16 protein-coding genes and 2 pseudogenes are annotated in these 18,677 nt (G+C 54.4%); 9 read left to right on the top strand and 9 right to left on the bottom strand.

The window, feature by feature from the left end; translation table 11 throughout:
- Nucleotides 1-583: 583 nt before the first annotated feature.
- Nucleotides 584-1,612: an HTH-type transcriptional regulator GalR gene (gene galR, locus K7R23_RS12075; protein WP_012907025.1), complete on the top strand. Its 1,029-nt coding sequence runs from the start codon at nucleotides 584-586 to the stop codon at nucleotides 1,610-1,612.
- A 92-nt stretch (nucleotides 1,613-1,704) separates the two neighbouring features.
- Here the strand turns inward: galR and lysA are convergent, their stop codons facing one another.
- The gene (gene lysA / locus K7R23_RS12070; RefSeq protein ID WP_012907026.1) at nucleotides 1,705-2,967 is read right to left on the bottom strand and encodes a diaminopimelate decarboxylase; all 1,263 of its coding nucleotides are present in this window, start codon (nucleotides 2,965-2,967) and stop codon (nucleotides 1,705-1,707) included.
- Between the two features lie 119 nt (nucleotides 2,968-3,086).
- Here lysA and K7R23_RS12065 point away from each other — a divergent pair, with 119 nt between their 5' ends.
- Nucleotides 3,087-4,022, top strand: coding sequence for a LysR family transcriptional regulator (locus tag K7R23_RS12065; RefSeq protein WP_012907027.1), 936 nt, complete (start codon nucleotides 3,087-3,089; stop codon nucleotides 4,020-4,022).
- Here the strand turns inward: K7R23_RS12065 and K7R23_RS12060 are convergent.
- Nucleotides 4,009-4,701 (bottom strand): aspartate/glutamate racemase, encoded by a 693-nt coding sequence (locus K7R23_RS12060; RefSeq protein WP_012907028.1) that lies wholly within the window; start codon nucleotides 4,699-4,701, stop codon nucleotides 4,009-4,011. The two genes, K7R23_RS12065 and K7R23_RS12060, sit on opposite strands and share 14 nt — an antisense overlap.
- A 143-nt stretch (nucleotides 4,702-4,844) precedes the next feature.
- Here K7R23_RS12060 and K7R23_RS12055 point away from each other — a divergent pair, with 143 nt between their 5' ends.
- Nucleotides 4,845-5,168: a cupin domain-containing protein gene (locus K7R23_RS12055; RefSeq protein WP_012907029.1), complete on the top strand. Its 324-nt coding sequence runs from the start codon at nucleotides 4,845-4,847 to the stop codon at nucleotides 5,166-5,168.
- Nucleotides 5,169-5,333: 165 nt separating this feature from the next.
- Here the strand turns inward: K7R23_RS12055 and K7R23_RS12050 are convergent, their stop codons facing one another.
- Nucleotides 5,334-5,540 (bottom strand): hypothetical protein, encoded by a 207-nt coding sequence (locus K7R23_RS12050; RefSeq protein WP_071820590.1) that lies wholly within the window; start codon nucleotides 5,538-5,540, stop codon nucleotides 5,334-5,336.
- 206 nt (nucleotides 5,541-5,746) lie between these two features.
- Here K7R23_RS12050 and K7R23_RS12045 point away from each other — a divergent pair, with 206 nt between their 5' ends.
- The 4 genes from K7R23_RS12045 to K7R23_RS12030 are packed head-to-tail and all read left to right on the top strand — an operon-like array spanning nucleotide 5,747 to nucleotide 9,973.
- Nucleotides 5,747-6,637: a carbohydrate ABC transporter permease gene (locus tag K7R23_RS12045; RefSeq protein ID WP_012907030.1), complete on the top strand. Its 891-nt coding sequence runs from the start codon at nucleotides 5,747-5,749 to the stop codon at nucleotides 6,635-6,637.
- Nucleotides 6,630-7,532 carry a carbohydrate ABC transporter permease gene (locus K7R23_RS12040; protein ID WP_012907031.1) on the top strand — a complete coding sequence of 301 codons (903 nt, stop codon included), beginning with the start codon at nucleotides 6,630-6,632 and terminating at the stop codon, nucleotides 7,530-7,532. The genes K7R23_RS12045 and K7R23_RS12040 overlap by 8 nt, the downstream gene beginning before the upstream one ends.
- A gap of 12 nt (nucleotides 7,533-7,544) precedes the next feature.
- Nucleotides 7,545-8,672 carry an ABC transporter ATP-binding protein gene (locus K7R23_RS12035; RefSeq protein ID WP_012907032.1) on the top strand — a complete coding sequence of 376 codons (1,128 nt, stop codon included), beginning with the start codon at nucleotides 7,545-7,547 and terminating at the stop codon, nucleotides 8,670-8,672.
- 14 nt (nucleotides 8,673-8,686) lie between these two features.
- Nucleotides 8,687-9,973, top strand: a complete 1,287-nt coding sequence (locus K7R23_RS12030; RefSeq protein WP_012907033.1) for an ABC transporter substrate-binding protein — start codon at nucleotides 8,687-8,689, stop codon at nucleotides 9,971-9,973.
- Between the two features lie 124 nt (nucleotides 9,974-10,097).
- Here the strand turns inward: K7R23_RS12030 and araE are convergent, their stop codons facing one another.
- The 3 genes from araE to kduI form a co-directional block, all read right to left on the bottom strand.
- Nucleotides 10,098-11,516 carry an arabinose-proton symporter AraE gene (gene araE / locus K7R23_RS12025; RefSeq protein ID WP_012907034.1) on the bottom strand — a complete coding sequence of 473 codons (1,419 nt, stop codon included), beginning with the start codon at nucleotides 11,514-11,516 and terminating at the stop codon, nucleotides 10,098-10,100.
- 313 nt (nucleotides 11,517-11,829) lie between these two features.
- Entirely contained in the window at nucleotides 11,830-12,591 is a 762-nt protein-coding gene (gene kduD, locus K7R23_RS12020) for a 2-dehydro-3-deoxy-D-gluconate 5-dehydrogenase KduD (RefSeq protein ID WP_012907035.1), read from the bottom strand.
- 57 nt (nucleotides 12,592-12,648) lie between these two features.
- Complete coding sequence (gene kduI, locus K7R23_RS12015; protein ID WP_012907036.1) at nucleotides 12,649-13,485, bottom strand: 5-dehydro-4-deoxy-D-glucuronate isomerase; 837 nt, start codon at nucleotides 13,483-13,485, stop codon at nucleotides 12,649-12,651.
- A 446-nt stretch (nucleotides 13,486-13,931) separates the two neighbouring features.
- Here kduI and K7R23_RS12010 point away from each other — a divergent pair, with 446 nt between their 5' ends.
- The gene (locus K7R23_RS12010; protein ID WP_012907037.1) at nucleotides 13,932-15,107 is read left to right on the top strand and encodes an oligogalacturonate lyase family protein; all 1,176 of its coding nucleotides are present in this window, start codon (nucleotides 13,932-13,934) and stop codon (nucleotides 15,105-15,107) included.
- Between the two features lie 159 nt (nucleotides 15,108-15,266).
- Here K7R23_RS12010 and K7R23_RS12005 read toward each other — a convergent pair.
- A pseudogene (locus K7R23_RS12005) lies at nucleotides 15,267-15,554 on the bottom strand (oligogalacturonate-specific porin KdgM family protein); the annotation flags it as partial.
- A 33-nt stretch (nucleotides 15,555-15,587) separates the two neighbouring features.
- On the opposite strand from K7R23_RS12005, the gene K7R23_RS12000 reads away from it, so the two are divergent.
- Nucleotides 15,588-16,556: an IS5 family transposase gene (locus tag K7R23_RS12000; protein WP_012904651.1), complete on the top strand. Its 969-nt coding sequence runs from the start codon at nucleotides 15,588-15,590 to the stop codon at nucleotides 16,554-16,556.
- A 34-nt stretch (nucleotides 16,557-16,590) separates the two neighbouring features.
- Here the strand turns inward: K7R23_RS12000 and K7R23_RS11995 are convergent.
- A pseudogene (locus K7R23_RS11995) lies at nucleotides 16,591-17,016 on the bottom strand (oligogalacturonate-specific porin KdgM family protein); the annotation flags it as partial.
- Nucleotides 17,017-17,453: 437 nt separating this feature from the next.
- Nucleotides 17,454-18,632 (bottom strand): acetyl-CoA C-acetyltransferase, encoded by a 1,179-nt coding sequence (locus K7R23_RS11990; protein WP_012907039.1) that lies wholly within the window; start codon nucleotides 18,630-18,632, stop codon nucleotides 17,454-17,456.
- Nucleotides 18,633-18,677 lie beyond the last annotated feature (45 nt).

Genomic DNA, 18,677 nt, shown 5'->3' with positions numbered 1-18,677 from the left:
CTCCCTTTGCCGAAGATTCGATAACTGATGGTGGCAGAATATACGATCCGGGCAGCAGGAGCGACAGTTTAGTCAGGACGAAAAAAAACCTGCGCATCCGCGCAGGCTGGTGCAAGAGACAGGTACGAAGAGCGTACCGAAGAATCTCACCAATCAATACCTCTGGGATCTTGATTGTGGTCTTAACATAGCCGCTTCGCCAGCGTGCAAACGCAAAGGAATGAATGGAAATGCAACCAGTTGTGTATATTGTCGGTTACTGTTACAGATTCCGGCGTGGGCAAAAAAAAACCTGCGCATCTGCGCAGGTTGGTGTAATTCGTGTGTTCAACCCGAAAGTTGACGTCACCTATCAATACCTCTGGGATCTCAACTCTATCAACCCGTTGCGAACGCTCGCCAGCAAACAAAAGCAACAGCCCTTCGCAAAGTGTAACCAAAGGTTTGTATTCTCCGCTTTTCGTCGTATTTTCGCCCGCAATTGTTCACTTTTGCGGCGTTGTGCAGGGCAATCCGCTTGAACCGACGAGCATTTTCCGTAACACTGGAAGAATGTAAGCGTTTACCCACAACAGGTACTGTCATGGCGACCATAAAGGATGTAGCCCGACTGGCTGGTGTTTCAGTCGCCACCGTTTCCCGCGTTATCAACGCCTCCCCGAAGGCCAGCGAGGCCTCGCGCCTGGCGGTGACCAGCGCGATGGCGACGCTCAGCTATCATCCTAACGCCAACGCGCGCGCGCTGGCGCAACAGTCCACCGAAACCGTGGGACTGGTGGTGGGCGATGTTTCCGATCCCTTTTTCGGCGCGATGGTAAAAGCGGTGGAACAGGTGGCGTATCACACCGGCAATTTTCTGCTGATCGGCAACGGCTACCATAACGAACAGAAAGAGCGTCAGGCGATTGAACAACTTATTCGCCACCGCTGTGCGGCGCTGGTCGTTCACGCGAAGATGATCCCGGATGCCGATCTCACCGCCCTTATGGAGCAGATGCCGGGCATGGTGCTGATCAACCGCATCCTGCCGGGCTTTGAACAGCGCTGCGTGGCGCTCGACGACCGCTACGGCGCCTGGCTGGCGACGCGCCATCTGATTCAGCAGGGCCATACGCGCATCGGCTATATCTGCTCCAACCACTCGATTTCCGACGCGGAAGACCGCCTGCAGGGCTACTACGACGCCCTTGAGGAGAGCGGTATTGCGGTAAACGACCGCCTTGTCACCTTTGGCGAACCGGATGAAAGCGGCGGCGAACAGGCAATGACCGAACTGTTAGGCCGCGGCAGAAACTTTACGGCGGTGGCCTGCTATAACGACTCTATGGCGGCGGGCGCAATGGGCGTGCTCAATGACAATGGCGTGGAGGTGCCTGGCGAGATCTCGCTGATTGGGTTTGATGACGTGCTGGTTTCACGCTACGTGCGCCCGCGTCTCACCACCGTGCGCTATCCGATCGTCACCATGGCGACCCAGGCCGCGGAGCTGGCGCTGGCGCTGGCGGAAAAGCGCCCCTTGCCGGATATCACTCACGTCTTTAGCCCCACGCTGGTGCGTCGCCACTCGGTGTCATCGCCTGCGGAACCTGGCCCTTCGGCATCAAACGAGTAATCAGGATGGCGGCTATGCCTTAACCGCCGTCCGCCCAACAGTTATTTTTCCGCGGGCCGGAGAAGCGCTTGCGCCGCCATCCGGCATACCCATCACATCAACTCCAGCGCCAGCAGCTCTTCTATTGTCTGACGACGACGGATCAGCCGCGCCTGGCCGTTATCAAACAGCACTTCCGGCAGCAGGGGGCGGCTGTTGTAGTTCGAGGACATCGACGCGCCGTATGCTCCGGTATCGTGCAGCACCAGATAGTCTCCCGGCTTCACCGCCGGCAGCGTCCGGGTTTCGACGTTTCCGCCCTCCTGCTGGGTAAAGACATCGCCGGATTCGCACAGCGGCCCGGCGACCACCGTCTCTACCTGCGGCGCGTTTTCCAGCGAACGGCCGTCGGCGGCCAGCGCCGTAATGTGGTGATAGCTGCCGTACATCGCCGGGCGCATCAGATCGTTGAAGCCTGCATCCACCAGCACAAAGTGACGGTTGCCCATCTGCTTGACGCTACGCACCTGAGTTACCAGCACGCCAGACTCCGCCACCAGAAAACGCCCCGGCTCAATTTCCAGCTTCACGGGGTGGCCCAGATGACGGGCGATCTGTTCGCGCGCGGCGTTCCACAGGCCAAAGTAGTGCCGGGTATCCACCGCCTCTTCTCCCTCGCGATAGGGAATCGACAGGCCGCCGCCTGCGGAGATCGCCTGCAGATCCTGCCCAAACTCCACCACCTGGCGCACCATCGCTCCACAGACCTGTTCCAGATGACCGTAATCCACTCCGGAACCAATATGCATATGGATGCCGGCCAGCGTTAACTGATACTGCTGCATCACTGCCAGCGCCTGGGGCAAGTCGCTGTGCCAGATGCCATGCTTGCTGTTTTCGCCGCCGGTATTGGTTTTCTGGCTGTGACCATGACCAAACCCCGGATTGACGCGCAGCCAGACGCGGTGCCCCGGCGACACTTCCCCCAGCTGCGCCAGCATATCGACAGACCCGGCATTGACCGGAATTTGCAGTTCGCTGACCCGGGAAAGCGTGGCGTTATCAATCACATCGGCGGTAAAAACGATATCGTCCGGGTGCGTCTGCGGGTTGTAGCCCGCCGCCAGCGCGCGTTCTATCTCGCCCAGGGAAACGGAATCCACCTTCACGCCCTGCTCGCGCATTAAGCGCAGAATATGGATGTTCGAGCAGGCTTTCTGCGCAAAACGCACCACGTCAAACTGCTGCAATGCCGCAATCTGGCGGCGAATAATTTGTGCGTCGTAGACCCACACCGGACAACCAAATTCGGCGGGCAGTCTGAGCAGGTTTTGCGCCGTCAGATCGGTATCTGCGGCATAAAGGGAATGTGGCATGTCAGCCTCCGGAAAAGGTGTTTTTAGCCATTACGCCACAGGCTTAAGGCAATAAAAAATATCGTTTCATGCGGACTCTATGCAAAAATGATATAGCTTACTGATAAAACGAGGTGACGATGGCCGCCGTTAATTTACGTCATATTGAAATTTTTCATGCGGTGATGACCGCCGGGAATCTCACCGAGGCCGCCCGCCTGCTGCACACTTCGCAGCCAACCGTCAGCCGCGAGCTGGCGCGCTTTGAGAAAGTGCTGGGCTTAAAGCTGTTCGAACGGACCCGTGGCCGACTGCATCCGACGGTTCAGGGGCTGCGGCTGTTTGAAGAGGTACAGCGTTCGTGGTACGGGCTGGATCGGATAGTCAGCGCGGCGGAAAGCCTGCGTGAGTTTCGCCAGGGCGAGCTGTCGGTGGTCTGCCTGCCGGTATTTTCGCAGTCGCTGCTGCCGACGCTGGTGCAACCGTTTCTCGCCCGCTACCCGCAGGTCAGCCTGAATATTGTGCCGCAGGAATCCCCCCTGCTTGAGGAGTGGCTCTCCGCGCAGCGGCACGACCTGGGGCTGACGGAAACCCTGCATACGCCCGCAGGAACCGAACGCACCGAACTGTTCTCGCTGGATGAAGTCTGCGTTTTGCCGCCGGGCCATCGGCTGGCGCAAAAGGCGGTGTTAACGCCGCAGGATTTTCACGGCGAGAACTACATCAGCCTGTCGCGTACCGACAGCTATCGCCAGTTGCTCGACGCGCTGTTTAACGAGCATCGGGTGAAACGCCGTATGGTGGTGGAGACCCACAGCGCGGCGTCGGTCTGCGCCCTGGTGCGCGCCGGCGCGGGGCTCTCCGTTGTCAACCCGCTCACCGCGCTGGATTACGCCGCAAGCGGAGTGACGGTGCGCCGCTTCAGTATCAATGTGCCATTCACCGTCAGCCTGATTCGTCCGCTGCACCGCCCCTCCTCAGCGCTGGTAGATGCGTTCAGCAGCCATCTGCAAACCGGCCGTAGCCTGTTTACCGGCGCGCTGGAGGCAATTTTACAGTCGGCTACGACAGCATAAACTCAACGGCGTCCGCAGCGTGGATCGCGGCGGTATCAAATACCGGGATCGGGCTGCTTTGCGCCGGTACCAGCAGGCCGATTTCGGTGCAGCCGAAAATTACGCCCTGCGCGCCCTCTGCGGCCAGCCGTTCAATAACGTCCACATAGTAGCGTCGCGACGCTTCGCTAAACTGGCCGAGGCACAGTTCATCAAAAATGATCTGGTTGATCGTCGCCCGATCCTCCGCTTCCGGCACCAGGCTCTCAATGGCAAACTGCTGCGCCAGCCGTCCGCGGTAAAAATCCTGCTCCATGGTGTAACGCGTACCGAGCAGCGCCACCCGCTTCATTCCCCGCGCGGCGATCGCGCGTCCCGTCGCATCGGCGATATGTAAGAAAGGCAGCGAGCAGCGCGATTCAATGACGTGTGCCACTTTATGCATGGTGTTAGTACATAACACGATCCCTTCCGCCCCCGCCTTTTGCAGACCCAGCGCCGCTTCGGCCAGCATTTCTCCCGCTTTATCCCACTCGCCGCGGCTCTGGCAGGCTTCAATGGCGTGAAAATCAACGCTGTGCAGCAGCAAACTCGCGGAGTGAAGTCCGCCGAGACGCTGTTTTATCCCTTCGTTAATCAACCGGTAATAGGGGATCGTCGATTCCCAGCTCATGCCGCCCAATAACCCAATCGTCTTCATCGCCCTCTCCTTATGTCCGTCGCTCAGAGCAGTGAAACAAACTTGTGATCAACTTTCCAGTTCATTTCGCTTACCGTTTTCTTTTTTCCTGCGCTGAGCTAATTTAAATGAAACAATGTTTCAAACAAAAACAGGACCCCGGTATGTTTATTTTTCACAAAGAGACGACGCTTGAAGATCTGGGCAATGGCGTCACCCGCCGCATACTCGCCCATGACGGTAAAATGATGGCGGTAGAAGTTAATTTTGAACAGGGTGCGATTGGTCCGCTGCACAACCATCCTCATGAACAGCTGACCTATGTATTATCGGGAGAGTTTGAATTCACCATTGGTGATGAAAAGCATGTGGTGCGCGCCGGAGATACGCTATACAAGAAGCCGAATATTATGCACGGCTGCGTCTGCCTGAAGCCCGGCACCCTGCTCGATACCTTTACCCCGGTGCGGGAAGACTTTCTTAAATAAACGCCGGGTTACCGGATGCCATTACCCTCCCATCGGTTCCGGCAGTAACACAGCGAAAGCGCAGGGCGTATCAGACGGTAACGTTCTGCTCCCTTCTTTACCAGCGGCGTTGTCCTGCGCTTTCCTCTTTTCGGCAAAGGAAGCCGCAACGCGCCCCCGTCTCTGTCAATCATTCATCAAACGGTTCGCCACCAGCCTGCCGCGCTTCCTTTTTACAGCCTCTCCTGCGCAACCACCACTGAGTGAGAAAAGTAAAAAAATGCCAGCCACTTCACCATATTGAAACAGCGTTTCGACCGCGATCACATTTCCGTCATTTACAGAATGACGCCGAAACAAATAGCAATAAAATAAATTAAAACCATGTTTCACAAATTAAGAACAACAGTTCACCTGTTTTAAAACTCAGGCGTTACATCTCTAACCGGACAGAAAAAGGCTTTAGATAACAACGCTCAATAGAAAATAGTTTTTGATTCACACCGAAGAATTTTGCCTGCGCGCTTTCGTTAAAAAGCGCGTGGCGCGGCACGACGAGCAGATTCCGTTTTAAACCATTGGTTACCAGGTAGGTATGTATGAATGAAAACAAACTGCTGGGGCTGGCCTGGATATCGCCTTATATAATTGGGTTGATACTCTTTACCGCCTTTCCCTTCGTCTCATCATTCTTTCTCAGCTTTACCGAGTACGATTTGATGAGCCCTCCGGTGTTTAACGGAGTGGAAAACTATCGCTACATGTTTACTGAAGATAGCCTCTTCTGGAAATCTATGGGCGTGACCTTTGCTTATGTCTTTTTAACCATCCCCCTGAAGCTCGCCTTTGCGCTGGGGATCGCCTTTGTGCTCAATTTCAAATTACGCGGCATTGGTTTTTTCCGCACCGCCTATTACATCCCGTCGATTCTTGGCAGTTCCGTGGCGATTGCCGTTCTCTGGCGCGCGCTGTTTGCCATTGATGGTCTGCTCAACAGCTTTATCGGCGTGTTTGGCTTCGATCCGGTGAACTGGCTGGGCGAACCGTCGCTGGCGCTGATGTCCGTCACCCTGCTGCGCGTCTGGCAGTTCGGATCGGCGATGGTCATTTTCCTTGCGGCGCTGCAAAACGTTCCGCAGTCGCAGTATGAAGCCGCAATGATCGACGGCGCATCCAAATGGCAGATGTTTATGAAGGTGACCGTGCCGCTGATTACGCCGGTTATTTTCTTCAACTTCATTATGCAAACCACCCAGGCATTCCAGGAGTTTACCGGTCCGTATGTCATCACCGGCGGCGGTCCGACCTACTCAACGTATCTGTTCTCGCTCTATATCTACGATACCGCCTTTAAGTACTTCGATATGGGCTACGGCGCGGCGCTGGCCTGGATCCTGTTCCTGGTCGTCGCCATCTTTGCCGCCGTTGCCTTTAAGTCGTCGAAATACTGGGTGTTCTACTCTGCCGATAAGGGAGGCAAAAATGGCTGATATTCAGGAAATTACATCAGCACAGAGCGTGGCTGAACGTGAAGTGGCGCGCACCCTGCGTCGCGAGAAAATTAACGCCGCCGTCCGCTACGTCATTTTGCTGTTCGTCGGCCTGCTGATGCTTTATCCGCTGGTGTGGATGTTCTCGGCGTCGTTCAAGCCGAACCATGAAATCTTCACCACCCTTAGCCTGTGGCCAGCGCACGCCACCTGGGACGGCTTTGTGAACGGCTGGAAAACCGGCACCGAGTACAACTTCGGCCATTACATGCTGAACACCTTTAAGTATGTGATCCCGAAAGTGATCCTGACCATTATCTCCTCCACCATCGTGGCGTATGGCTTTGCCCGCTTTGAGATCCCGTGGAAGAAATTCTGGTTCGCCACGCTTATCGCCACCATGCTGTTGCCGAGCACCGTACTGCTGATCCCACAGTACCTGATGTTCCGCGAAATGGGCATGCTGAACAGCTACATGCCGCTGTATCTGCCGCTGGCCTTCGCCACCCAGGGATTCTTCGTCTTTATGCTGATCCAGTTCCTGCGCGGAGTGCCGCGCGATATGGAAGAAGCGGCGCAAATCGACGGCTGCAACTCCTTCCAGGTGCTGTGGTACGTGGTGGTGCCGATCCTCAAACCGGCGATTATCTCGGTTGCGCTGTTCCAGTTCATGTGGTCGATGAACGACTTTATCGGTCCGCTGATCTATGTCTACAGCGTGGATAAATACCCGATCGCACTGGCGCTGAAAATGTCCATCGACGTCACCGAAGGCGCGCCGTGGAACGAAATACTGGCGATGGCGAGCATCTCCATTCTGCCATCCATCATTGTCTTCTTCCTGGCACAGCGCTACTTCGTACAGGGCGTAACCAGCAGCGGAATTAAAGGTTAAGAGGGAAATACCATGGCTGAAGTGATTTTCAACAAACTGGAAAAGGTCTACTCCAACGGCTTCAAAGCGGTACATGCTATCGACCTTAAGATCGCGGAAGGGGAATTTATGGTGATCGTCGGGCCTTCCGGCTGCGCCAAATCCACCACCCTGCGAATGCTGGCCGGGCTGGAAACCATCAGCGGCGGCGAAGTGCGCATCGGCGATAAGGTCGTCAATAACCTGGCGCCGAAAGAGCGCGGAATTGCGATGGTGTTCCAGAACTATGCGCTCTATCCGCATATGACGGTGCGCGAAAACCTGGCCTTTGGCCTCAAGCTGAGCAAGATGCCGAAAGATCAGATCGACGCACAGGTGAATGAGGCGGCGAAGATTCTGGAGCTGGAAGAGCTGCTCGACCGTCTGCCGCGCCAGCTTTCCGGCGGCCAGGCGCAGCGCGTAGCGGTTGGCCGCGCCATTGTGAAAAAGCCGGACGTGTTCCTGTTCGACGAACCGCTGTCGAACCTCGACGCCAAACTGCGCGCCTCAATGCGCATCCGCATCTCCGATCTGCATAAGCAACTGAAGAAATCCGGCAAACCGGCGACCACCGTCTACGTGACGCACGACCAGACCGAAGCGATGACCATGGGCGATCGTATCTGCGTGATGAAACTCGGACACATCATGCAGGTCGATACGCCGGACAACCTCTACCACAAGCCGAAGAATATGTTCGTCGCAGGCTTTATCGGCGCGCCGGAGATGAACATCCGCGCCAGCAAACTGGTGGATGAAGCCGGACGTCTGGCGCTGATCATTGGTAACGAAACGCTGCCCCTGAGTGAAAGATTGCAGGACAAAGTGTCAGCCAGCCAGGGCCAGGAGGTGTTTTATGGCATTCGCCCGGAATTCGTTGAACTGTCTGACGAGCCGTTTGCTGAAGGAGGCTGTAGCGGTGAGATGGTACGCGTGGAAAACATGGGGCATGAATTCTTCGTTTACCTGAAGGTGTCTGATTATGAACTGACCGCCCGCGTTCCTTCTGATAAAGCTAAGCCCATGATTGAAAAGGGACTTCATCGAAAAGTGTATTTCAGGTTCGACATGAATAAATGTCATATCTTTGACGCAAAAACCGAACAGAACATCTCTCTCTGACTGGAGTTATAAAAATGAAAAAAGTGCTTTTAAGCGCCGCGATCTCCGCTACTCTGGGACTTACCGCGCTGCCGTCAATGGCGCAAAACGTTGATTTACGCATGTCCTGGTGGGGCGGCAATGGCCGTCACCAGGTGACGTTGAAAGCTCTCGAGGAGTTCCATAAGCAAAACCCGGATATCAACGTCAAGGCGGAATATACCGGCTGGGACGGTCATCTGTCGCGTCTGACCACTCAGATTGCCGGCGGTACGGAACCTGACGTGATGCAGACCAACTGGAACTGGCTGCCGATCTTCTCGAAAACCGGCGACGGCTTCTACGATCTGAACAAACTGAAGGACGTTATCGATTTAAGCCAGTTCGATCCGAAAGAGCTACAGTCCACCACGATCAACGGCAAGCTGAACGGCATTCCGATCTCCGTGACCGCCCGGGTGTTCTATTTTAATGATGAAACCTGGAAAAAAGCGGGCATTGCCTATCCGAAAAGCTGGGATGAGCTGATGGCTGCGGGTAAAACCTTCGAAAGCAAACTGGGCAAGCAGTACTTCCCGGTAGTGCTGGAGCATCAGGATACCCTGGCACTGCTGAATTCGTACATGATTCAGAAATACAACATCCCGGCGGTTGATGAAAAGACGAAGAAGTTCGCTTACAGCAAGGAGCAGTGGGTTGAGTTCTTCCAGATGTACAAAAAGCTCATCGACAGTCACGTGATGCCGGACACCAAATACTACGCCTCGTTTGGTAAGAGCAACATGTACGAAATGAAGCCGTGGATCCAGGGGGAATGGGGCGGCACCTACATGTGGAACTCTACTATCACCAAATATTCCGACAACCTGAAGCCGCCAGCGAAGCTGGAGCTGGGCGACTACCCGATGCTGCCGGGCGCGACCGACGCGGGCCTGTTCTTTAAACCGGCGCAGATGCTCTCGATTGGCAAGTCAACGAAGAACCCGGAAGCGGCGGCGAAGCTGATTAACTTCCTGCTGAACAGCAAAGAAGGCGTTGAGACGCTGGGGCTGGAGCGCGGCGTGCCGTTGAGCAAAGCGGCGGTGGCGATTCTCACCGCGGACGGCACGATTAAAGAGGACGACCCGTCGGTCGCGGGCCTGCGTCTGGCGCAGTCTTTGCCAGCTAAACTGTCCGTCTCGCCGTACTTTGACGATCCGCAGATCGTTGCCCAGTTCGGCACCTCTTTGCAGTACATCGACTACGGGCAGAAAACGGTGGAAGAAACGGCGGCGGATTTCCAGCGCCAGGCCGAACGGATCCTGAGACGCGCTATGCGTTGATGCAAAATGCCGGGTGGCGGCTTCGCCTTACCCGGCCTACAAGGTTATGTGCTGATGTAAAACATGCGCCGGTGCCTGCAATAATCGGTAGGCCCGGTAAGCGCAGCGCCACCAGGCAATAACATCACACCCCAATATTTCTTAACTTCTCACCTGCCATCAGCTTACGTTCAATATGTTCCAGGGTGACGTTTTTGGTTTCCGGAATCAGCCAGAAGGTGATGCCGATAAACGCCACGTTCAGCGCGGTATAAAGCCAGAAGGTGCCCGCGGCGCCGATGCTGTCGAGCAGCGTCAGGAAGGTCGCGCCGATAATCATATTCGACACCCAGTTGGTGGTGGTGGAACAGGTAATACCAAAGTCACGGCATTTCAGCGGCTGAATTTCAGAACACAGGATCCATACTACCGGCGCGGCACTCATCGCATAACCGGCAATACACATCATGGTCATGCCAACGGAAAGCCATGACAGACCGCCTGAGGCGGTGCCGTTGTCAAACTGCATCAGGCAATAGCCCAGCACCAGCGTGCCGATCGCCATCACGCTGAAGCCGATTTTCAACGCCGGTTTACGCCCGGCTTTATCCACGGTAAACACCGCGATAAAAGTGGCGAACATAAAGGTCAGGCCGACCACCAGCGTGGCGATCATCTGCTGTTCGGTGGTGGTAAAGCCCGCCATTTTAAAAATACGCGGCGCGTAATACATGATGATGTTCATCCCGGTAAACTGCTGCATCGCCTGTAACAGCATGCCGAGAAACACCGCGCGGCGCACGTTCCGGTTAACTTTAAACAGCGCCCAGCCGCCCTGCTTCAGCCTCAGGCTCTCACGAATTTCATTCAGCTCCTCGCGGGCTTTTTCCGACGTATCGCGCAGCATCCGCAGGACCTCTTCGGCTTCGATATGACGGCCTTTCTGCGCCAGCCAGCGCGGACTGTTAGGCAAAAAAATCACCAGAACGATCAGCAATACGGCGGGCAGCGCCAGCACCCCGAGCATCGCGCGCCAGTTGCCGCTGTAGCTGAATGCCGTATCCGATAAAAACGCCAGCACAATGCCCAGCGTTACCATCAGCTGATACATGCTGATCATCTTGCCGCGCACGTTTTCGCTCGCCATTTCAGAAAGATAGAGCGGCGCGGTGTACGACGCGATGCCTACGGCAATACCTAACACCACGCGGGCGGCGATCAGCACCTCAACGCTGTTGGCAAAGGCCGATCCCAGCGATCCGGCGACAAACAGGATCGCTCCGGCCATCAGGCTATATTTGCGTCCCAGCCGGAATGAAAGCCAGCCGTTGAACAGCGCGCCAATCGCCGCGCCGAGCATCATGCTGCTCACAACCCACTCCTGCAGCCGGCTGGTCAGGACGAAGTGATCGGTGATAAACGGCAACGCCCCGGCAATAACCCCGATATCCAGGCCAAAGAGTAAGCCTGCCACGGCCGCCGAGACCGATACAAACAGATTCATACGTCGCGTATCGCGCAGCGCGCGCGGCGTTAAAGCTGAGTCATGATTGATAGACACCATATTTTCCTGCCACAACAGAGTAAGACATGATCAAAAAGTAAGATATTCGCCAGCAAGGCGTCAGGCAGGAAACGGCATAAACATGGACAAAACAGCTACACAGTAGCGTTATGTGATGGACATTACACTTTCAAATATATCCGCTTATCTGAAAAATATTTTTATTTGTTTGTTTAATAAGCTTTTTAACAAAAATGGATATACCTCGCCGTAAAACGATATGGATGAATGAATAATCAGAATATGGACTAAGCTATATGGAGAGATAAAAAAACCCTGCCGCAGGCAGGGTTTCAAAAACACGAAAGAGGAATTAACGCGCCAGCCAGCCGCCGTCAACCGCCACGGTGTAGCCATTGACGTAGTCAGACGCGCTGGACGCCAGGAATACCACCGGCCCCATCAGATCGCTCGGCAGACCCCAGCGCCCCGCCGGGATACGATCGAGGATCTCAGCGCTGCGCTGTTCGTCCGCGCGCAGCTGCTGAGTGTTATTGGTCGCCATATAGCCCGGCGCGATAGCGTTAACGTTGATATTGTGCTTCGCCCACTCGTTCGCCATCAGGCGGGTGATGCCCATCACGCCGCTCTTGGAGGCGGTGTAAGACGGTACGCGGATGCCGCCCTGGAAGGAAAGCATCGACGCGATGTTGATGATTTTGCCGCCCTTGCCCTGCGCGATAAAGTGCTTCGCCGCCGCCTGCGACATAAAGAACACGCTCTTGATATTCAGGTTCATAACGTCGTCCCAGTCTTTTTCGCTGAAATCGATCGCATCTTCGCGACGAATCAGACCAGCGTTGTTGACCAGAATATCGATATGGCCAAATTCAGCCACCGCACGCTCCAGCAGCGCCGGGATGCCGTCGATCTGACGCAGATCTGCGGTCAGGCTTAAAAAGCGACGGCCCAGCGCGGTCACGCGTTCGATTGTTTCCGTCGGCTCGACAATGTTAATCCCGACGATATCGCAGCCGGCTTCCGCCAGACCAAGCGCCATGCCCTGACCCAGACCGGTATCGCAACCGGTGACTACCGCGACTTTACCTTCGAGAGAGAATGCATTCAAAATCATTGTAATTCCTTAATATTATTCATGCCTGTCACGGACAGGCGTTATGAGCGCCCGCGACTAGCGCAGATCTTTTACCGCAACGTGATCCATATCATCGAAGACCTGGTTCTCGCCCACCATCCCCCAGATGAAGGTATAGGCTTTCGTGCCGACGCCAGAGTGAATCGACCAGCTCGGCGAAATGACCGCCTGTTCGTTGTGCATCACGATGTGGCGTGTCTCCTGCGGCTGCCCCATCATATGGAAGACGCAGGTGTCCTCTTCCATATTGAAATAGAAGTAAACTTCCATGCGGCGTTCATGGGTGTGGCACGGCATGGTATTCCACAGGTTGCCCGGCGCCAGTTCGGTTAACCCCATGCTGAGCTGGCAGGTTTCCAGTACATCCGGCACGAAGTATTTATTGATGGTGCGGCGGTTGCTGGTGAGGTTGTCACCCAGCGTTACCGGCGCGACCTCGGCTGGCGTCACCTTTTTGGTAGGATAAGTGGTATGCGCCGGCGCGCAGTTGTAATAAAACTTCGCTGGCGTCGCGCTATCAACGCTGGCGAAAACCACTTCTTTCGCGCCTTTGCCGACATACAGCGCGTCGCGGTGCCCGATTTCGTAGCAGGTACCGTCAACGGTGATGGTGCCCGCGCCGCCGATATTGATTACCCCCAGTTCGCGACGCTCGAGGAAATAGCTCACGCCGAGCTGCTTACCGACTTCACCGCCCACGGAAACCGTGGTGGTCACAGGCATAATGCCGCCGACAATGATGCGATCAATGTGGCTATAAACCATGGTGTATTCGTCAGCAACGAACACTTTCTCAACCAAAAACTCGTTGCGTAGCCCCTGGGTGTCCAGTGTTTTGGCATGCGCGCTATGAATACTTTGTCTTACGTCCACATTAACCTCCGGTCGTGACTGAGCGGGAATGACTTTGCGAAGAGCGAAACGCTGTTCCGTTTTACAATATGGGCTAATGATAGCCCTCCGGGAAAGGGTTTTCAATTACAAATAAAACAACGTTTCACTTTTTCTGCATCTTATTATCAAAAGTGTAATTACGATCACGCTCATTTCGTTAGCGCAGAGAAACGGAAAATAAAAACATCACAAAAACAAATAGTTATAATTTATAAACGAAAGCTAAACCGCCTTTTCTCCTGCTTAATCAACGCTATTCCCCTGTATGATTTATTCTTTCTCCGCGATTTTTCTTATAAATTGCGCAGTCAATCACATACATTGAAACGATGTTTTGATATTTTGACACCCACTTTTTAAACCTATCATAAATCTGGGTACTGCTGCGGATCGCATACCTCCGTTACGGTAAAAAGGAGTGCATTATGGCTAAAGGCATGCGGGTCAGGCTGAACTATGAGGTCAGCCGCGATCCGGATACGGGCGTGGAAATTACGCGTCTGACCCCACCGGAAGTAACGTGTCACCGAAATTATTTTTATCAGAAATGTTTCTTTAATGACGGTAGCCATCTGCTGTTTGCCGGGGAGTTTGACGGCCACTGGAACTACTATTTACTGGATATAGCGAAAGCAGAGGCCGTTCAGCTGACGGAAGGCGCAGGCGACAATACCTTTGGCGGCTTTTTATCTCCTGACGACAGCGCTCTTTACTACGTAAAGAACGATCGCACGCTGTATGAAGTTAATCTGCACACCCTGGCGGAGCGGGAAGTGTACCGCGTACCGGAGGAATGGGTAGGTTATGGCACCTGGGTGGCAAACAGCGACTGCACGAAGCTGGTCGGTATTGAGATTGCCAAAAGCGACTGGACGCCGCTCAACGACTGGCAAATCTTCCACGACTTTTTCCATAAAGGCCCTCACTGCCGCCTGCTGCGGGTCGATCTGAAAACCGGCGACAGCGCCGTTATCCATGAAGAAAAGATCTGGCTGGGCCATCCGATCTATCGTCCCTTCGATGATCATACCGTGGCGTTCTGCCACGAAGGTCCGCACGATCTGATCGACGCGCGGATGTGGCTGGTGAATGAAGACGGCAGCAATATTCGCAAAGTGAAAGATCACGCCGAGGGCGAAAGCTGCACCCATGAATTCTGGGTGCCGGACGGCTCCGCGCTGGTATACGTCTCGTATCTGAAAGGGCAGCAGGGCCGCACTATCTCCCGCTATAACCCGGACAGCGGCATGAATGAAGATATTATGCCGATGCCAGCCTGCTCGCATCTGATGAGTAATTTCGACGGTACGCTGCTGGTGGGCGACGGTTCCGGCACCCCGGTCGATGTCAAAGACACCGGGGGTTATACCATCGATAACGATCCTTATTTATACGGTTTTGACGTGGCGAAGAAAGGGTATTTCCGCATAGCCCGTCACGATACCTCATGGGCGACGGTCGCCAACAGCCGTCAGGTTACCCATCCGCATCCCTCTTTTACTCCGGACGATCGCGCGGTTCTGTTTAGCTCTGATAAAGACGGTAAACCTGCCATCTATATTGCGAAGCTGCCGGAACAACCGGAATTATTGCAACTGTGATTTTCGCGCCTGCCCCACGGGCGCAACATGAGTGTTTCTGTAACTGGCCTTGCCCTCCTCCGGAGGGCTTTTTTATGGCTGGACACGCTATAGATACGGACAATAAAAAAACCCCGACAGACTGCGCCGGGGTGAAAAAGCAATGAGGGGAAAGCTAAATCAGAATGAATAAGCCACACCCACACGGAAACGGGTCTGGCGTTCGTCGGTGGTTTTCACCCCCACGTTGCCCACTTCAACATATGGCGCCCAGTTTTTATCCCATTTATAGGCCAGCTTGGCGTTATATTCGTTGGAGTAAGTTTTATTGTTATTGCGAATTTCACCTTCCGTACTTTTCGCATAAACATAGTTCAGCTCGGTGCGCCAGTCGCCCATTACCCAGCCAATCCAGGCATCGCCGCGGTTAACTTTGTCGTCGTCTTTATTATCGCTGGAGGGGTAGCGGGGCTTTGTTGAATAAATCGAACTTTTGCTGAGTTGAAGGATCAGATCACGCATCCTCCCGACAACACAGACCATTCCGTGGCAAAGCAAAAGTTCAGAATCACCAACTGGTCCACCTACAACAAAGCTCTCATCAACCGTGGCTCCCTCACTTTCTGGCTGGATGATGAGGCGATTCAGGCCTGGTATGAGTCGGCAACACCTTCATCACGAGGAAGGCCCCAGCGCTATTCTGATCTCGCCATCACCACCGTTCTGGTGATTAAACGCGTATTCCGGCTGACCCTGCGGGCTGCGCAGGGTTTTATTGATTCCATTTTTGCCCTGATGAACGTTCCGTTGCGCTGCCCGGATTACACCAGTGTCAGTAAGCGGGCAAAGTCGGTTAATGTCAGTTTCAAAACGTCCACCCGGGGTGAAATCGCACACCTGGTGATTGATTCCACCGGGCTGAAGGTCTTTGGTGAAGGCGAATGGAAAGTCAGAAAGCACGGCAAAGAGCGCCGTCGTATCTGGCGAAAGTTGCATCTTGCTGTTGACAGCAACACACATGAAGTTGTCTGTGCAGACCTGTCGCTGAATAACGTCACGGACTCAGAAGCCTTCCCGGGCCTTATCCGGCAGACTCACAGAAAAATCAGGGCAGCCGCGGCAGACGGGGCTTACGATACCCGGCTCTGTCACGATGAACTGCGCCGCAAAAAAATCAGCGCGCTTATTCCTCCCCGAAAAGGTGCGGGTTACTGGCCCGGTGAATATGCAGACCGTAACCGTGCAGTGGCTAATCAGCGAATGACCGGGAGTAATGCGCGGTGGAAATGGACAACAGATTACAACCGTCGCTCGATAGCGGAAACGGCGATGTACCGGGTAAAACAGCTGTTCGGGGGTTCACTGACGCTGCGTGACTACGATGGTCAGGTTGCGGAGGCTATGGCCCTGGTACGAGCGCTGAACAAAATGACGAAAGCAGGTATGCCTGAAAGCGTGCGTATTGCCTGAAAACACAACCCGCTACGGGGGAGACTTACCCGAAATCTGATTTATTCAACAAAGCCGGGTAGCGGGTATATTCATAACGGTAACGCGCCGCCACATAAAAGCCGTTTTCGAAGCTGTACTGTACGTGAATGTTCGGTTTGTAAATGGTACGGCTGTCGGTGCTTTCAAGGGTCATGGCTGGCGTAATGGCAATATTATTAGTCGCTTTCCAGCGCCAGCTTAATGAATCCTCATGACCGTTACCCACCACGTCAGAGAAAGGCTGGTCAGCTTTATCGCCGCCGGACTTCCATTTCGCTTCGACCGAGAAACCCACGCCGTTATCGAAACGATGCGACACCGCTACGCGGTCGGCGTTAGTACCGCTATCAATATACTCATGACGCAAATCGACAGTCACTGCTTGTGCCGCAAACGAAGCACCAATTAACGACGCAAGGCCCAGAGTTTTTTTAAACATATCTTATCCTCAAATTAAAATGATGTTTCTTTTTTATGGAATTGCATTTTATTTTTTTAGTAACTTTATTTTAGTGATCGCGATCGTAATTGTTTGTTTCAAAAAAAATGGACACCAAAGGCGTGATGAATATCAAACTAAAAAGCTTCCGGACGATAAAAATGACGATAACGGTCACATTTCAATTTAATTAAAACAAGGCTCTGGGGTAAATAATAAAATAAATACAACGAGTTAATAAAAACGCCAGATAATAACCTGCGTTATTTTGTTTTTTACAATTATCAAGTAATTAACTGTTTAATGGCGTACGCAACGTTATGAAAAATGCGCGCTGGCATATTTTATTTATGATGAGAGATAACGCGTGAATGCCGTCACGTTTTCGCTGACGGCATATAAAAAGAGGAATCGCAGGAAGGAAAGCAAACGGTAAGCTAATCGCGTTCGATGGCTAACGCCACGCCCTGCCCTCCGCCGATGCAGAGTGTCGCCAGACCTTTACGGGCATCACGCTTAATCATCTCATGCACCAGCGACACCAGTATCCGACAGCCGGAGGCGCCAATAGGGTGACCTAAGGCAATCGCCCCGCCGTTGACGTTCACCCGCCGCTCGTCCCACTCAAGCATTTTACCGACCGACAGCGCCTGCGCCGCAAAGGCTTCGTTCGCCTCAATAAGATCGACATCGGCCAATTGCCAGCCGACCCGTTCCAGACAGCGGCGGGTTGCATAGACCGGGGCAATGCCCATCAGCGCAGGATCCACGCCGACGCTGGCGAATGCGCGAATACGCGCCAGTACCGGTAAATTCAGTTCCTGAGCTTTCGCTTCGCTCATCATCATTACCGCCGCCGCGCCATCGTTGATGGAGGAGGCATTGCCAGCGGTCACCGATCCGCTCAACGCGAACGCCGGATCGAGCCGGGCCAGGCCTTCGGCGCTGGCATCGGTTCGCGGCTGTTCATCGGTATCGACAATCACCGTCTGACCATTACGCTGGGTCAGTACCGGGACGATCTCCGCTTTAAAGCGCCCGGCATCGATGGCCGCCCGCGCTTTTTGCTGGGAGCTGAGCGCATACGCGTCCTGCAACTCACGACTGATGCCATATTCACGCGCCAGGTTTTCGGCGGTAACGCCGATATGGTAATCATTGAAGGCATCCCATAAACCGTCATGCACCAGGCTGTCGACGAGCTGGCTGTTACCCAGCTGCGCGCCGGTCCGGCTGTCGGTAAGAACGTGCGGCGCCCGGCTCATGTTCTCCTGCCCGCCGGCGATGACGATATCCGCTTCGCCGCACTGGATCGCCTGCGTCGCCAGATGCAGCGCTTTCAGCCCCGAGCCGCAGACGTCGTTAATGGTGATAGCAGAAACCGTGTTCGGCAAGCCACCTTTAATGGCGGACTGACGCGCCGGATTTTGCCCGGCTCCTGCCGTGAGCACCTGGCCGAGAATCACTTCATCAACGGCGTTCGCGTCCACGCCGCTGCTTTCAATCAGCGCCTTCACCACCATGCTGCCGAGATCGACGGCAGAATGACGCGCCAGCGTCCCCTGAAAGCAACCAATTGGCGTTCGCAACGCCCCGACTATCACAACCTCTTTCATTACGACCTCTGCGCAAAAGAACAGCGCAATAGTAGAGTATTGTTA

This window comes from Citrobacter rodentium NBRC 105723 = DSM 16636 (genome assembly GCF_021278985.1).
Taxonomy (GTDB): Bacteria; Pseudomonadota; Gammaproteobacteria; order Enterobacterales; family Enterobacteriaceae; genus Citrobacter_A; species Citrobacter_A rodentium.
The sequence above is the reverse complement of the archived record's forward strand: the minus strand, read 5'-3'. Positions and strand labels throughout refer to the sequence as shown.

Bases quoted from the DNA above. Each gene is read 5' to 3' on its own strand.
- galR (WP_012907025.1), top strand. From the start codon at position 584: ATGGCGACCATAAAGGATGTAGCCCGACTGGCTGGTGTTTCAGTCGCC.
- lysA (WP_012907026.1), bottom strand. From the start codon at position 2,967: ATGCCACATTCCCTTTATGCCGCAGATACCGATCTGACGGCGCAAAAC.
- K7R23_RS12065 (WP_012907027.1), top strand. From the start codon at position 3,087: ATGGCCGCCGTTAATTTACGTCATATTGAAATTTTTCATGCGGTGATG.
- K7R23_RS12060 (WP_012907028.1), bottom strand. From the start codon at position 4,701: ATGAAGACGATTGGGTTATTGGGCGGCATGAGCTGGGAATCGACGATC.
- K7R23_RS12055 (WP_012907029.1), top strand. From the start codon at position 4,845: ATGTTTATTTTTCACAAAGAGACGACGCTTGAAGATCTGGGCAATGGC.
- K7R23_RS12045 (WP_012907030.1), top strand. From the start codon at position 5,747: ATGAATGAAAACAAACTGCTGGGGCTGGCCTGGATATCGCCTTATATA.
- K7R23_RS12040 (WP_012907031.1), top strand. From the start codon at position 6,630: ATGGCTGATATTCAGGAAATTACATCAGCACAGAGCGTGGCTGAACGT.
- K7R23_RS12035 (WP_012907032.1), top strand. From the start codon at position 7,545: ATGGCTGAAGTGATTTTCAACAAACTGGAAAAGGTCTACTCCAACGGC.
- K7R23_RS12030 (WP_012907033.1), top strand. From the start codon at position 8,687: ATGAAAAAAGTGCTTTTAAGCGCCGCGATCTCCGCTACTCTGGGACTT.
- araE (WP_012907034.1), bottom strand. From the start codon at position 11,516: ATGGTGTCTATCAATCATGACTCAGCTTTAACGCCGCGCGCGCTGCGC.
- kduD (WP_012907035.1), bottom strand. From the start codon at position 12,591: ATGATTTTGAATGCATTCTCTCTCGAAGGTAAAGTCGCGGTAGTCACC.
- K7R23_RS12010 (WP_012907037.1), top strand. From the start codon at position 13,932: ATGGCTAAAGGCATGCGGGTCAGGCTGAACTATGAGGTCAGCCGCGAT.
- K7R23_RS11990 (WP_012907039.1), bottom strand. From the start codon at position 18,632: ATGAAAGAGGTTGTGATAGTCGGGGCGTTGCGAACGCCAATTGGTTGC.